General features: G+C 44.2%; 12 protein-coding genes and 1 pseudogene. 10 read left to right on the forward strand and 3 right to left on the reverse strand.

Annotated elements, in window-relative coordinates:
• The first annotated feature begins 134 nt into the window (after positions 1 to 134).
• A complete protein-coding gene (locus tag JAO78_RS03410) occupies positions 135 to 536 on the forward strand; it encodes a hypothetical protein (protein ID WP_226749934.1) in 402 nt (133 codons plus the stop codon).
• Here JAO78_RS03410 and JAO78_RS03415 read toward each other — a convergent pair.
• Complete coding sequence (locus JAO78_RS03415) at positions 520 to 1,341, reverse strand: zinc-dependent metalloprotease family protein (RefSeq protein ID WP_226749935.1); 822 nt, start codon at positions 1,339 to 1,341, stop codon at positions 520 to 522. The genes JAO78_RS03410 and JAO78_RS03415 overlap by 17 nt on opposite strands.
• A gap of 268 nt (positions 1,342 to 1,609) precedes the next feature.
• Between JAO78_RS03415 and JAO78_RS03420 the strand changes: the two genes are divergently transcribed.
• Positions 1,610 to 2,248: a DUF2959 domain-containing protein gene (locus JAO78_RS03420; protein WP_226749936.1), complete on the forward strand. Its 639-nt coding sequence runs from the start codon at positions 1,610 to 1,612 to the stop codon at positions 2,246 to 2,248.
• Between the two features lie 38 nt (positions 2,249 to 2,286).
• Positions 2,287 to 2,511, forward strand: a complete 225-nt coding sequence (locus JAO78_RS03425) for a hypothetical protein (RefSeq protein WP_226749937.1) — start codon at positions 2,287 to 2,289, stop codon at positions 2,509 to 2,511.
• Between the two features lie 145 nt (positions 2,512 to 2,656).
• On the opposite strand, the gene JAO78_RS03430 is transcribed toward JAO78_RS03425, so the two are convergent.
• Complete coding sequence (locus JAO78_RS03430) at positions 2,657 to 3,253, reverse strand: response regulator transcription factor (protein WP_226749938.1); 597 nt, start codon at positions 3,251 to 3,253, stop codon at positions 2,657 to 2,659.
• The gene (locus JAO78_RS03435) at positions 3,250 to 4,326 is read right to left on the reverse strand and encodes a sensor histidine kinase (RefSeq protein WP_226749939.1); all 1,077 of its coding nucleotides are present in this window, start codon (positions 4,324 to 4,326) and stop codon (positions 3,250 to 3,252) included. Before JAO78_RS03435 ends, JAO78_RS03430 begins: the two co-directional genes overlap by 4 nt.
• A 191-nt stretch (positions 4,327 to 4,517) precedes the next feature.
• Here JAO78_RS03435 and JAO78_RS03440 point away from each other — a divergent pair, with 191 nt between their 5' ends.
• The 7 genes and pseudogenes from JAO78_RS03440 to JAO78_RS03470 all read left to right on the forward strand — a co-directional run bounded on the left by JAO78_RS03440 (position 4,518) and on the right by JAO78_RS03470 (position 14,531).
• Complete coding sequence (locus tag JAO78_RS03440; protein WP_226749940.1) at positions 4,518 to 5,438, forward strand: alpha/beta fold hydrolase; 921 nt, start codon at positions 4,518 to 4,520, stop codon at positions 5,436 to 5,438.
• An 8-nt stretch (positions 5,439 to 5,446) separates the two neighbouring features.
• Complete coding sequence (locus tag JAO78_RS03445; protein WP_226749941.1) at positions 5,447 to 6,361, forward strand: ABC transporter ATP-binding protein; 915 nt, start codon at positions 5,447 to 5,449, stop codon at positions 6,359 to 6,361.
• On the forward strand, positions 6,358 to 7,086 hold the full coding sequence (locus tag JAO78_RS03450) for an ABC transporter permease (protein WP_226749942.1): 729 nt from the start codon (positions 6,358 to 6,360) through the stop codon (positions 7,084 to 7,086). The genes JAO78_RS03445 and JAO78_RS03450 overlap by 4 nt, the downstream gene beginning before the upstream one ends.
• 186 nt (positions 7,087 to 7,272) lie before the next feature.
• Positions 7,273 to 7,500, forward strand: coding sequence for a hypothetical protein (locus tag JAO78_RS03455; protein WP_226749943.1), 228 nt, complete (start codon positions 7,273 to 7,275; stop codon positions 7,498 to 7,500).
• A gap of 177 nt (positions 7,501 to 7,677) precedes the next feature.
• A pseudogene (locus tag JAO78_RS03460) lies at positions 7,678 to 7,938 on the forward strand (type II toxin-antitoxin system Phd/YefM family antitoxin).
• A 193-nt stretch (positions 7,939 to 8,131) separates the two neighbouring features.
• The gene (locus tag JAO78_RS03465) at positions 8,132 to 10,594 is read left to right on the forward strand and encodes an EAL domain-containing protein (RefSeq protein WP_226749944.1); all 2,463 of its coding nucleotides are present in this window, start codon (positions 8,132 to 8,134) and stop codon (positions 10,592 to 10,594) included.
• A 43-nt stretch (positions 10,595 to 10,637) separates the two neighbouring features.
• A complete protein-coding gene (locus tag JAO78_RS03470; protein ID WP_226749945.1) occupies positions 10,638 to 14,531 on the forward strand; it encodes a PAS domain-containing hybrid sensor histidine kinase/response regulator in 3,894 nt (1,297 codons plus the stop codon).
• Positions 14,532 to 15,173: the final 642 nt, after the last annotated feature.

The raw sequence follows: 15,173 nt of genomic DNA on the forward strand, positions 1-15,173 counted from the left end.
TAACTTCAAAACTCGCTATTTTCTGCTCTGAGAAAACTGAATTTTTTAAATGTGTTATGCAGTTTTGCTATCAAATTAAGCTCGTTAAGCTTTTATCGATAGCGCTTAAGCATAAAATTCATACGAGAGAATTAATGAAAGTACCTTACCTATTGAGAACACTACTTTTTGTTATTATTTTATTTAACGGGAATAGTGCCGCTGATGAGCTTTATCTAACAATCGAAGAGCGCGAACAGCAGGCTGTTTTAATTGTGAGTGCTGAGGTTCTCAGTTTAGTACCGCTAAAGTTTTCAGAAGATTTGTACGAGCGAAAGGTCGCTATTCTTGCAATTCAAAATATCAGCAAAGGCAATTCGAACGCTGAATTTATATTAGTGTCAGTGGGTTATTATTGGCCTTATGGGATGTTGAATAGCCAAGATATTAACGTTGAGGTAGGTATGAAAGGTACTTGGTTTCTTACTAAAGAAATAGAAACGGGGCTATTTAAATTAAATAGCCCAAGTGATGTGGTGATTAACCCATTAAACTAGCTTGATTATTTTTCTTTCTTAATTGGAAAAACAGCATTAAGCAGGCAGATAAAAACAAGATTATTGCAGGGGGTTCTGATACCGCTGCTGATCTTTCACCTAAGTTATTGACTAAAATTCCCATATTCTCATAGCTAAAGGCTCTATCTTTTAACCTTTCGCCATTAGGCATATTAGAGGGAGCCGCTCCAGTTGCCATTAAGCCCCATGCTGATTCGCCAGGGTTAGGTTGCGCTAGCGTTGGATGAGCTAATCCTAAGCCATGCCCAATTTCATGTGATAAGGTTCCTGCAATCGCATTAACGGCTTCGTTAGTATCCCAAGAGAAACCTGCATTAATGGTAAGGGCAGAAAAAATGTTATTAGAAAAGATCGACCCAAAAATAGTGTTTGGCGCAATTGTTGAGCGAGAAACACAGGTATAACATGCTACGCCGAGCCCATTAAAAGGGCTTGAAGATAATCGTGATCCTACTTGAATTGTATAGTTGTTCGGATCGATAGCGGATACATCGTCAGTGACAGCTGCTTTTATAAAATCAATATTTAATTGTTTATCGTTGCTGATAAAGCCATAAAGACTACTATTGTAAAAATCATTTCGAACGGCTGTCATGATGGCATCCGTTAATGAATTAAAGGTGCTTGCTGCGAATCCTGCTTGGGTAACGTCGAAAGCAGATGTGGTGTTTCCCCACATATCAGTCGAGGTAGAGGTAAAATCAACTTTTATTAGTAATGCATTAGCCGAATAACTGGTCATCGCGAATAAAAAAAGAGCTAAAAAGCTTACCTTTTTTAACATAAATCCATCCCGCTGTTTAAATTGTTGTACTCAGAATTAAACTATAGCCTAAAACAGCTGTTCATTGACCTTTTTCTTTCATTAAGGGGGGCAAATTAAAAGCATTAGGCCTTGTAAGATGCAGGGTAAAGCTTATACGTTTCAAAACGAATATGCCGCAGTGTTGGCAAATTAAAAGCGTTATGCCAAAGTAAGCAGACTTAAGATTTGTTCAAATCACGTTTAGTGGTTATTATCAGATGTCTGGTTTTTGCAAAGGACTGATCTTATGCGTTATCTATGGTTAATTTTGCCCCTTTTCTTTACTTTAACGGGCTGTCAAAGCGCCTATTATTCGGCGATGGAAAAGGTTGGCGTGCATAAGCGCGATATTTTAGTTGATCGGGTAGAAGAAGCGCAGCAATCGCAGCAAGAGGCGCAGCAACAGTTTAAGTCAGCGCTAGAACAGTTCAGCAGCTTAATAAAGTTCGATGGTGGCGACTTACAGCGTATGTATGAAGCGACCGACAGCGAGTTTCAGGCCTGTAGCAAAGCCGCTGCAGAGGTAAGTGGCCGCATCGACAGTATCGAATCGGTAGCCGATGCCTTATTTGACGAGTGGCAAGATGAGCTGGATCTTTACAGCAACGATAAACTGAAACGCGACAGTGCGCTTAAGCTGGCTGCCACGAAACGCCAGTACACCAGTTTACTGAAAACCATGCGCCGCGCCGAAGACAGCATGCAGCCTGTGCTGGCGTCACTGCAAGATAACACTCTGTATTTAAAGCATAACCTAAACGCCAAAGCGATTGGGGCGTTAAAAGGTGAGTTTAATTCTATTCAAAAAGACATTAACAGACTGATTGCTGAGATGAATACTGCAATTAAACAAAGCGAACAGTTTGTGGCAGCGTTAAAACAATAAATTCAACAACAGTAAAAATCATTCGTCAGGAGTACGTTATGGCAGGTCAGGGCTCAGGTGGCAACGTTATCGCCGCCTTGTGTAATGTGTTTATCCCCGGGTTAGGGCAGCTGGTCCAAGGCCGTATTTTAGCGGCTATCGTGTTTTTTGTTATTTGTGCTGTGGGTTATGCCACCTTTTGGTTAGTGATCCCGGCTATTGTCGCTGCCATAGCGCACTTATGGTCGATAATTGATGCGGCTAAGTTTCGTCCCATGCTTTAAGCGTTTTTAGTCATTTTAACCAAGATTCATTTAAACACGCGGCCAATGATACCGCGTGTTATGGCTTAACTTATGACCTTTTGAGTTTTGTTGTCATTAGCGCGCCAAACTGCATCCCGCCTGTAAGTTTTGCGTGATAACCTTATTACAACCACCCTTTATGTCGCGCAATGCGCGCTGCGTCAATACGGTTACTGGCGTTCAGTTTACTAATGGCTTCAGATAAGTAATTACGGGCAGTGCCTTCGGCGATATACAATGCTGCGGCAATCTCACTGGTGCTTAGCCCCTCAGTCGCTAAGCGCAAAGCTTGGCGCTCTTTTTCGCTCAACGGATCTTGATCGCCTAACGAGTTTAACAACAATTCACTGTCTATGACCCGTTTGCCTGCCATCACTTGCGATATAGCGCTGACCAATTCTGCGACCGGCGCGTCTTTCAATAAAAAACCACCCACGCCTGCGTCAATAGCGCGCTTCACATAGCCAGCACGGCCAAAGGTGGTAATAATCACGACTTTGGTGGCTAATTTTTGTTGTTGAACATATTGCGCTAGTTCAATTCCGGTATGACCTGGCATTTCTATATCGCTTAACAGCAAATCAAACCTTTGTTTTTTTAAGAGTGCCAGCGCGGTATTGCCGTCAGCAGCTTCGGTTACCGAATAGTCAGCTTCCAGTTGCAGCAAGGTGGCCAATGCCGTGCGTACCATGGCCTGATCTTCAGCCAGTAAAATATTCATACGTTGTTCTTCCTAAGCGGTAGCTCAATTAAAGCCGTTACGCCCTCGTGTTGTTTCAAAAGTAAGCTGGCGCCCACCGCGGCTAAACGCTGACGTAGCCCCTGTAAGCCATTGCCTTCCTTAAGATTGCTGGCTGTGCCGTTGTCTGTCACTTCTACTTTAAGGCAATCAGATTGCTGGCTAAAGCTGATCTGACAGCGATCGGCTTTACTGTGGCGCATGACATTGGTCACTAGCTCAGTTAAGGCCAGTAGCATGGTGGTTTCATGTCGTTTATCCAGCACCGGGATCGTGCCAACCAGTTCGGCTTTACAGCCTGCATCGCGCAGGCGTGCCAATAATTTAGTGACTTCTGCGGCTAAGCCCTGATGCTGATACCCTGACACGCTTTGCCTAACCTGGCTTAAGGCATCGCGGGCGATCTGGCTTAACTCCATGAGATGTTGCTGCGCTTCAGCCGTTTTTTGATGCGATAGTAACTTTTCGGCTAAATCGGCTTTTAAAACAATACTAGATAAGGTGTGACCAAGAATGTCGTGTAAATCACGACCAATTCGTTCACGCTCGACCATGGCAGCAAGTTGTTTAATTTCGTCTTCACTTTTATGTTCGGCCAGGCGGTGCCGCAGTTTGGCTTGTTCGGCGCGGCCAAGTAGGCTTACCGCCAACACGATGGGCACACCCATAATCAAAAATAGCGGCCATGCAATGCCTAAGCTGATATCCAACACCACCAAAAGCGCTACCAACATACTCATTAGCAGCAGATAAGGTTTTAACGCGTAGGCATAACCAATAAAAAAGCCAGCATAAGCAAACATGGCAATGGAGCCGGCGTTAATAGGGGTAATCAGGCTCGCAATGAGTACTATACCGGTTATTGGCCAGTGTAATTGCTGCCGTTTGCAGCGGTAGGCAGCAAAATAACAAGCTAAAAACAGCAGCAACGCCAGTGCCATACTAAGGTATTGCCATACGGCAAAGCGTACCGTAAAAAGCGGGATGATATAAAACACCAGATTAATCAGGTAAATCCAGCTAAGTTTACTCTCTAGCTTATCATCAAGTGCCATTGGCCTCTCCTCATTATTCTGATTGTTCAGTGTAATCAGGAAGCGGTATGCAACGCCAGTGACAAAGGTCATATTACGCGATGGCATTTGTCACACGTTATTGCTGACAAGCGTTACCTGTGCAGTTTGTTGCCATCTTCTACACTGACCTCATCAACAACGCACATCTAATAATTGATGAGGTACACACGATGAAACCATTAAACACCACGCTCTGTCATTGGGTTCTGGCTTTAGGTTTGGCTGGCAGTTTGCTCAGCTTACCTATTCAAGCAGAGCAAGCTGTCACACCCAACACGCTGCCGGCTAAGGCGCAGCAAGCGTGCGCTTGTTTTGAGGTAAAGGTGATTGGGCAGGGACCAGCGATTATTTTAATCCCAGGGCTGGCGTCATCTGGCGAGGTTTGGCAAAGCACGGTAGAGGCACTTAAGGCCGATTATCAGCTGCACATTTTGACTTTAGCCGGCTTTGCTGGGGTAAAACCCATACCCATGCAGCAGTGGGGTGAAGGTTACCTTGCGCTTCAGCAGCAGGCTATTTTGCGCTATATCAGCGAGCAACAACTTAATAAACCTATTGTTATTGGTCATTCCTTAGGCGGCTATTTAGCGTTGGCGTTAGCAGCGAGTAAGCCCGCGCAAATTGGTGGCGTGGTAAATGTCGATGGTTTACCGGCATTGGGCGCAATGTTCGCCGCCAGTAGTAATAATCAGGCGGCTAATGACAATACCCCGCCAGCTCGCGGTGGTTTTGACCCAATGGCAATGGCAAAAAGTATGGCTACAAGCCAGGATTGGCAGCAGCGTATTGTTAAAGACATGTTTCGTTCAGATGGGCAAACCTCTGGTCGGGTATTTGCCGAGCTCATGCAGGCCGATTTGCGGCCACAGCTAGTCAATATTAAGGTGCCCGTTCTGACTATCGGAGCACTGCAAAATGGGGCGCCCTATAGTACTGCCGAGCAAGTAAAAGCAAATTATCAAGCACAGTTAGCAAATGCACCAACGCAATTTCACCGCTTTGCTTTTGCTTACGAATCTAAGCATTTTGTCATGGCGGATGCGCCGGTGTGGCTTAATCAGCAAATTCAGCAATTTTTAGCGGCGCAGTAGGAGGTTTTATGACGTTAGCTTCTCAGCCCGTGTTGCAGGTTAATCATCTTTATAAACGCTATGGGCGAACCCATGCTTTGCAAGGGGTAAGTCTTGAGGTAGCAGCAGGTGAAGTATTAGCCATTTTAGGGCCAAACGGTGCGGGTAAAACCACCCTTATTGCTGCCATTTTAGGGTTACTTCGCACCGACAGTGGCAGTATTAGCTTATTTAGCGAGCTGCAACAATCCAATACCCGCGAGGCTTCGGTGAAGCAGCGGCTAGGTGTAATGATGCAAATTGGTTCGGCCAGCGCCAACCTAACGGTGGCCGAACAATGTGACTTATTCAGCAGTTATTACACGAACAGTAAAACCGTGACTGAGTTGTTAACTATCGCCGGCTTAACCGAACAGGCGAATCAGCGTTTTAGCCGTTTATCAGGTGGGCAAAAGCAGCGCTTGCTGTTCGCGCTGGCGCTGGCGGGTAAACCCGATTTACTGTTTTTGGACGAGCCTACTTTAGGCATGGATGTAGAAGCCAGGCGTGCACTGTGGCAGCACATTGCTTCACTAAAAGCCGCAGGCGTAGCCGTGGTTTTAACCACGCATTATTTAGAAGAGGCCGAGCACTTAGCTGATCGTATAGCCGTGTTGCAGCACGGTAAGATCATTGCACTCGGTAGTCCAGCACAACTTACCGCGCAAATCAGTGGCAAACAGATTTTTTGCAAAAGCAGCTTAACCAAAGCGCAGCTGTTAGCTCTGCCAGGTGTACAGAAGCTGGAGCAGCAGCATGAACGTTTTTGTATTGTTAGCCGGGCGGTTGAGCGCACTGTGCTGGCGTTGTTACAAGCTGATGCCAGTGTTGGTGATTTAGAAATAAAACCCGTGGCTTTAGAGCAAGCCTTTTTACAACTCACCCATACACAGGAGGCGCTATGAGCAGTTTAACCTTGTATTACAAAGAAGCCCGTTACGATTTACTCAGTATTTTGCGTACACCGGCTTTTGTGTTGCCGGCACTGGCCTTTCCATTGATGTTTTACTTGTTTTTTGGTGTGTTTTTTCGAAGTGGCGGCGGGGCAGATTACCTGCTAGTGACCTACAGCTGCTTCGGTATTATGGGCCCGGCCATGTTTAATTTTGCTGCCGGGATCGCCAGCGATCGCGCCCACGGCTGGCTAACGCTAAAGCAATTATCACCTATGCCGTTTAGTGCCTATTTGTTGGGTAAGCTAAGTACTAGTTTGGTATTTTCTGTGGTGATTTTAGCGTTGTTATTTAGCACAGGTGCTGGGCTTGGCGACGTGGTGTTAAGTGACGGGCAATGGCTGTTATTAGCGATAACGATATTCGTAGGCACGCTGCCTTTTGCCTTGCTGGGGCTATTATTAGGTTTAAGCCTGTCTGATAAGGCTGCACCGGGTGTGGTTAACCTTATTTATTTGCCCATGGCGTTTTTATCGGGGTTGTGGCTGCCGCTATTTCTATTTCCTGATTGGCTACAACAGCTTGCTTGGTTATGGCCCAGTTTTCATTTGTCGCAGTTGGGTTTAAAAGTCATTTCGCAGGATCTAGGGTTTAGCTGGTTCATTCATCTTGGTGCGTTGTTGTTAATGTCCGTGTTGCTGGCTGTGGCTTGTGCAAGGCGGTTTAGGCAGATGTAATTTGGTGTTATTTTAATTTCTTTTAACCTTAACGCTAGTTTCGGTTGAAGATCGACATTAAAAACGATTGCTAATTTAGCGTTCAGCAGTAAGCTTAATTTGAATTGAAAATTGTTTTAGTCAGGTTATCAACTGAGACAATAACGGTGAGTTTAGCTCGTTTAAAAAAGGAAGGTAGTAAAGCCAATGCAGCAATCTATAACACGACTCACTTCACTGCTATTGCTGTTTACGCTCGCTGGTTGCAGTAATAAAGCGATCTATCAGAATTTGCAGCTTAATAAAAAGCAGCAATGTCAGCAATTACCGGTCAGTCAATATGATGAGTGTATGCGGAGTATCCCTCTCACTTACGAAGAGTATGAGCGGGAACGGCAGGAAGTGCTGAAAAAGAGTAAAAAGACCAAAGACTGACAGTAGACTTATCGAAACCCCGCAAGCTATGGGGCGCAAGTTTTCAGACAAGCTCCAAGCCTTTGCATACCGATAAAAGGTGTTTGCTTAATCAAGGTGCTGCCGCTTTCAGCTTGTCATGTTGACAGTGAGAGAATAGTAACACTTTAGTGTTTCTTTGGAGCCTCTCACTCTAAGATGCAAGTAAAACTCGCGACATCACTAAAGCGTCAAGCAACAAAGTTCCTTGCCGTGCTGCACGATATACAAAAGAGCCAGTAATGATTACTGAATATGGGAAAGCGTCCGCTTATATTACTGATGTAGACGATTATGCGTTGTAAGCAAAATCGTATCCCAATCCTAGAAGTTACCACTCGTGGTGAGCGCGTTTTCGCTAATGGTGAAGTCATCAGCCATGTAGATGCGAAAGACAAAATGTCAAAATGGCTGAAATAGTCTGGACCGACCTGCGTTATCGGATTAAATTGTGAACATCCTGTGGGTATACACTGATCGCTAAGTGGCTATGCTATTTGAGATTGATTAAAGAGTGACATACTAGATATTAAAGTTTTCTTATGCTAAAAAATTAACGGTGCTTTACTCTTTTTGTCTAAAATTGTGTGACGCTGCAGTTGCGGAGATGTGTATGGAAATGACGCCGGATAAAAGGGATTTGATTCTAATTGTTGATGACCAACCAGAGAATATTCACATTCTTTATGAAGCCACCGCGCCTTTGGCGGAGATTATTTTTGCAACAAATGGTCAGGACGCTTTAGCCAAAATCAAAAGTTCGCAACCAGACCTGATTCTGTTGGACGTAGAAATGCCGGGGATGAATGGTTATGCTGTCTGTAAGGCCATAAAATCTGATCCTTTATACCAATCTATTCCTGTTATTTTTGTCACCGCTCATCATGAAATGGAAAATGAGCTAAAGGCTCTCGAGTTTGGTGGCATTGACTTTTTGCATAAACCCATTAATACAGCTATTGCCCAAGCTCGTGTCAAAACCCATTTAGCGCTGCGAAGAGAAAGTCGTCAACTTGCGCTAACCCGCAGTACATTACACAGCATCATTCATCATTTACCCGCTTTTGTGGGCTATTGGGACGCGAGTTTTAATAATATTTTTTCAAACGACACCAATGGTAGGTGGTTTGGCCTAACGGCAGAAAACATGTTGGGTTTGTCGTTGAATGAAGTCATCGGCAAAGAGAATAGCGACTTACTTGCACCGCATATCAAACAGGCAACCGAAGGACATACCGCCACTGTTGAGTTTAACTTAGCCGTGGCTGATGGCACCGAGATGTCAGTATATGCAGCTTTAGTTCCTACCCTTATCGATAACCAGTTTAATGGTGTTGTACTGCTACTTAACGACATCTCTGAGTTAAAAGCCACTCAGAATGCGCTTCATGATGAAAAAGAGCAGCTCCAAGTGACCTTAAATTCTATTGGTGATGCGGTGATCGCCACCGATATCGAGGGTCGGGTCAGCTATATGAACCCTATCGCTGAATCGCTTACGGGTTGGTATCAATCAGAAGTACAAGGCAGGCCTATCGAAGAGGTGATGCCTCTTACTGATTCCAGTATGAAGTATCCATTAAAAAACCCAATCTATCTGGCCTTAGAGGAAAAACGTGTAGTCGGTATGGCACTTAACTCATCGTTGCGCCGTCGCGACGGGCAGTATTTTGAAGTCGAAGATTCCGCTGCACCTATTCGTAATCAGGAAGGCATAGTCAAAGGCGCTATCATGGTATTTCATGATGTCAGCGAAGCTCGTGCTATGGCATTAAAAATGTCGCATTTAGCCAATCATGATGCGTTAACGAACTTACCAAATCGAATGTTACTGCAAGACAGGGTCGAGAGCGCGATTTTTAACGCGGTCAGGAAAAAAGAAAAAGTCGCGATGTTAGTCGTCGACATTGACCATTTTAAGATAATTAATGACTCTGTAGGCCATTCTGTGGGGGATGCGTTGCTGCAATCTATTGCAAAGCGTTTAAAACATTATTCCCGCACCATTGATACGGTTAGCAGGCACGGAGGTGATGAGTTTATCGTCTTGCTGCCGGAGTTCAATAGTGCAGAGCAGGTTGCACAGTACGCTAGTCGCTTAATGGAAGTGATATCTGAAGCCATCTGGGTAAACCAGCAGAGCTATGTGCTATCGTCGAGTATTGGGATAAGTTTATTCCCGGACGATTCCAACGACATGGAAGACATGTACCGACATGCGGACTCCGCCATGTATCAGGCAAAACAAAGTGGCCGTAATAGATGGCAATTTTTTTCTACTGAACTAGAGGCGCAAGTGCAAGAGCGCCATCAACTTGAACAATATATGCATCATGCTTTGGAGCATCAGATGTTTGAGGTTTTTTATCAGGCCAAAGTGGATGCACGAACAAATACCGTTATAGGATTAGAGGCCTTGCTTAGGCTTAAAGACAGGAAAGGGGAGTTTATATCGCCCGCAGTATTTATCCCCTTTGCTGAAGAAAATGGTCTGATAGTCCCCATAGGCCAGATGGTCATGCAGCAGGTTTTCGAACATGTTCATCATTGGCAGCAGAGTGGCATAGAGCTAGTGGTAAGTATCAACATCTCCGTCGTCCAGTTTAAACAACCCACCTTTCTTGAGTCGGTCCATGCCGCATTACTGCAACATAATGTAAAACCAGAGGGGATTGAATTTGAAATCACCGAAGGGGTGCTGGCAAAAAATAGTGAAGAGTCGCGCGCCGTGCTGGCGGAACTAAAAGCATTAGGTTTGCAGATTTCCATTGATGATTTTGGCACCGGATATTCCAGTTTGTCGTATTTAAAGCGCTTTCCTATTGATGTATTAAAAATTGATCAGAGTTTTGTGCGCGATATGCTGACTGACGCCAGCGATGCAGCCATTGTTGAGGCCATTATCAATTTAGGGCGTTCTCTTGGGTTAAAGTTAATAGCCGAAGGCGTAGAGACCGTGGATCAGGCTCAGGCATTACTGGCTAAAGGTTGCCACCTGATGCAGGGTTATCATTACTGTCGCCCCATGCCATTTAAGGCCATATGTGACTATATTCAGCAAGCTTCACGCTTCTAATGCAGAACGATGTGCTGTTAATGAATGAAGAGAGTAGTTCAAAATGAAAAGTACCCACTACCTGAAAGAAGAGCTTTATGAACTTATCAAAACCGACGAGTCAATTTTTGATTTTATTCAAGAGTCTTCTCTGGATGGTTTATGGTATTGGGATTTGGAACGTCCTGAAGAAGAATGGATGGATCCTAAATTTTGGGCGGTTTTAGGGTACGACTACCGAGAAATGCCGCACAAAGCATCGGCTTGGCAAGATATTATCGATCCTGAAGATTTAAAACTTGCCACAGAAAACTTTATCAAACACTCCGAAAACCCAGATCATCCTTACGATCAAACGGTTCGATATACTCACAAAAACGGCTCGACAGTATGGATTAGATGCCGTGGATTGGCAATAAGGGACAATCAAGGCAAACCGACAAGAATGTTAGGGGCCCATCAAGACATTACAGATGTTAAAAACAACGAATTATTGCTTCAGATGAAGACTAACCAACTTCGAAACGCCCTAAATGTTTCTAAAGTAGGTAGCTGGGAGCTGGATTTAAAAACCAATGAGGTGCTGTGGACAGAAGAGCTTTACAAAATGTATGGCTTCGACCCTTCAGTAGCACCGCCAATTTACACTGAACAGATGAAGATGTTCACGCCAGAAAGCTGGGATGTTTTAACATCTTCTATAGCCATTGCCAAAGAGCAAGGCATTCCCTATGAATTAGAGCTTACAACCATTCGCAACGATGGAAGCCATGGATGGATGTGGGCGCGTGGGGAAGCGGTATTTGATAACCAGAAAAATATCACTGGTTTGAGGGGCGTTGCGCAAGATATCACTGAGAAAAAGAAACTTGAATTGGAAAAAGAGTCACTAATTAAACGGTTAAATTATGCTTTGGACGCGTCGGGTGATGGGATTTGGGATTGGACGCCTGCAAATGGCATCACCGTTTTTTCGAAGGCATGGGTAGAAATGCTAGGTTATAAGGTGGGCGAGCTTGCCTCCTTAGCAAGTGAATGGTCTGATAGATTACACCCTGATGATGCTGAATGGGTTTTTGCGGCAATTAATAAAGTCACCCAGACGCCTGAAAATGGCGATACATTTAGCCACGAATACCGATTTAGAAATAAAGCAGGCGACTATTTGTGGATACTGAATAAAGCAAAAGTGGTCGAGCGAAATGAACAAGGAGAAGCAAGCAGAGTAGTAGGTACACATACCAATATTACTGAACAAATTAAATCTGAGCGAGCACTCAAAGATAGTGAGCTACGCCTAAGTTTGGCTACAAAAGCAGGCGGAGTAGGCGTTTGGGATTGGGATGTTGTAAAGAATGTTCTGACATGGGATGAACAAATGTTTGCTTTATATGGCGTAACAGGAGACCAATTTTCTAATGCCTATGAAGCTTGGTATAACGGCGTATATGAAGCTGATAGAGAAAGGGGTAATACAGAAATTGAATTAGCGATTAAGGGCGAAAAAGAGTTTAACACAGAGTTTCGAGTCCAACATCCAAACGGGGACATCAGAAATATTAGAGCAATTGCTACAGTGGTAAGAGACCAAGAGGGTAATCCGCTTAGAATGATTGGGACTAATTGGGACATTACCAAAGAAAAAGAAGCTTTATGGCAATTCAAAGACGCTAAAAAACAAGCAGAAGCGGCCAGCAAGGCAAAATCAGAATTTCTTGCTAATATGAGCCACGAAATCAGAACCCCAATGAATGCAGTGCTTGGCATGTTACAGCTGATGCAGTCCACTGAACTCTCGATGCAGCAAGATGACTACACCAGTAAAGCGCAAATCGCCGCCAAATCGCTGCTGAATTTAATTAACGACATTCTTGATTACTCCAAGATTGAGGCGGGTAAACTTGAGTTGGAGCAGCATCCATTTAGCACCGAAGCCTTGCTGCAAGAACTCGCCGTGGTGTTATCCCCCAGTTTAGGGAAGAAAAATGTTGAGCTGCTGTTTGATATTGACCGCAACTTACCCACCACTATTGAAGGCGATAGGTTGAGGTTACAGCAGATATTGATCAACCTTGCCAGCAATGCTATTAAATTTACCGCAGATGGTGAAGTTATTATTCAACTCACTCAATTGCAGATTAACAACAAGAAAACACGGATACGTTTTAGTGTGCGGGATACGGGCATAGGTATTAGTCCATCACAACAAAAACGTATTTTTGAAGGTTTTACTCAGGCAGAAGCTTCAACAACCCGTCAGTATGGTGGCACAGGCCTTGGACTGGTGATTAGTAAACGTATTATTGAGTTGATGGGCGGGGAGCTGCAATTGCAAAGCACGCCAGGCCAAGGCAGCTGCTTTTGGTTTGACGTGGAGTTTGGGGTTACTACCACCGTGGACGAGGACGTGTATGTTGCACGCTCTATCGCTATTGGTCCTGATACCACAGTGTTAATTGTCGATGACAATGAATCGGCGTTAGAAATACTACAAAAAACGGTGACGCAGCTGGGTGCCCATGTTTTAGTGGCGCGCTCTGGTGAAGAAGCGTTGGCCTGTGTTGAGCAATGTGTTAACACAAAACAACGGCTGCATGCGGTGTTGATGGATTACCGTATGCCAGGTATGAACGGCTTGGAAGTGGCGCAGTGTATTAGAGCAAAATCTGGCGCAAGTTCCTTGCCTGTAGTGATTATGGTCAGTGCATTTGGCCGCGACGAAATTATCAAGGCTCAAACGACAGGCGTTGTTCCATACGCGGCCTTTTTGACCAAGCCTGTTACCTCTGTGCAACTTGGCGTGCTGCTGGAACGTTCCTTGTCTGGCGAAACGCTAGCTCCTTCGTTGCGAGTGCAGCCAAAGCAAAGTACATCGCCTTTGCAGGGGCTGCATTTATTATTAGTAGAAGACCAAGAGTTTAACCGTATAGTGGCTTCTGAGTTGTTGGAAAATGAAGGTGCAGTGATAGATGTTGCGGTCGGCGGGCAGGAAGGTGTGGAAGCCGTAACCCAAGGGGGCACCAGTTACGATGTAGTATTGATGGATGTGCAAATGCCAGTGGTGGATGGGCTAGAGGCCACGCGGCGAATTCGTGCTGACGGACGTTTTACTACACTACCCATCATTGCCATGACAGCGAATGTATATGCGTCAGATCAGGAAGATTGTATCAAGGCCGGTATGAACGGACATTTAGCCAAACCCTTTGATTTAGATAAAGTCATTGACACTATCTTATTTTTCACTGACAAAACGAGGAATAAAGACTCTGATTTGCCCATATTAGCCGATAACACAGAGAGCTCGTCGGGCAACCCCGCCGAAGACATTGCTCTGCAACCGCTGCAGTTTCAGCAAAAAGACCTTGCGACACTTCTGAAACCTTTTGGCGGCAAAGAGGCATTTTATCGTCGTTTAATTCAAGTGTTTGAAGCTAACTTTGCCAGTCAATTGGTCAGTCTTCAGGAAAAAATTGAGCAAAATGACCATCAAGAGATTTTGGCGCTACTGCATTCCATGAAAGGAACTACCGGTACTATTGGCCTATCAACTCTCTATCAAACGATTTGCCAGCTTGAAATTCAGTGCAAACAACAACTTGACCAACCTACATCGTCTCTTAATACTTTTTATTCAGGGCTTACAGAACGCATCGATTTTATTGCACAGCGTGAGTTGTCTGATATTCATCAATTATTAGCACAACAAGACGAGCTAAAGGCTGAGGTCGTGCTAACCCCTACAACCTACAGCAAGGATGACATCATAAATATGCTGTCGCCACTTAAGCCATACCTGGAAGAAAGTAACTTAAAAGCGTTGCCCTTAGCTAGGCAGTTAAAGGAGAAGTTTGTTGGACATGAGCAACTTCTCATGCAGACCAGCGCACTTTTTCAGGCTATAGAGCAACTAAAATTCGACGACGCATTGCTTGAATTGTCGAAACTGAGAGCATAAGAGTGATTGTCATTACTGGTGCGTGAATTTAGAAGTTGTGGTTAGCAGAGATTACAACGGATGGTGATGCTCAGAAGAAACGGGTGCTAACTTAGGGAGATTTTTACTGCCAGATAATAAGTTCCAATGTTAACTTAAAACGAGTTCTTCCAACCATACAAACAAAAGACAGGCTGTTTTAAATAAACCTCATTTATTAATCTGGATATAAACATCCACTATAAACTACAAACCCCGCTACAAGCCGCTAGCTGTAACAAGCTCACGCATTTGGACAGCGGCTCAGTGAGCTTGGATCTCACACACTAGTGTGAGATCCACAGAAACTGAACCTGAGATTGTTTTTAATGCTTTGTTTTATAAGGGTTTATTTTTCAGATCCAAATAGTGTTGTTTTTAAAATCCAGTTTAAAGTGAGCTTTTAGTAAAAAATCCAGCTTTAAGTGAGCTTATGATCAAGCTTATATATGTACTTATTTATAAATTAGTCTAGACAAAATTTGGGCAAAAAAAAAGCTGCTTTTCAGCAGCTTGATTTATTTTAATTGATTTCATTTTATTCACAACATTGGTTTGGGTTGGTCTCAAAATCTAAATTTTGTGATCGGAGCTTATACAGTTCTATAATTTCCTCTTCACAGA

The organism is Alishewanella maricola, assembly GCF_016343785.1.
Classification (GTDB): domain Bacteria; phylum Pseudomonadota; class Gammaproteobacteria; order Enterobacterales; family Alteromonadaceae; genus Alishewanella; species Alishewanella maricola.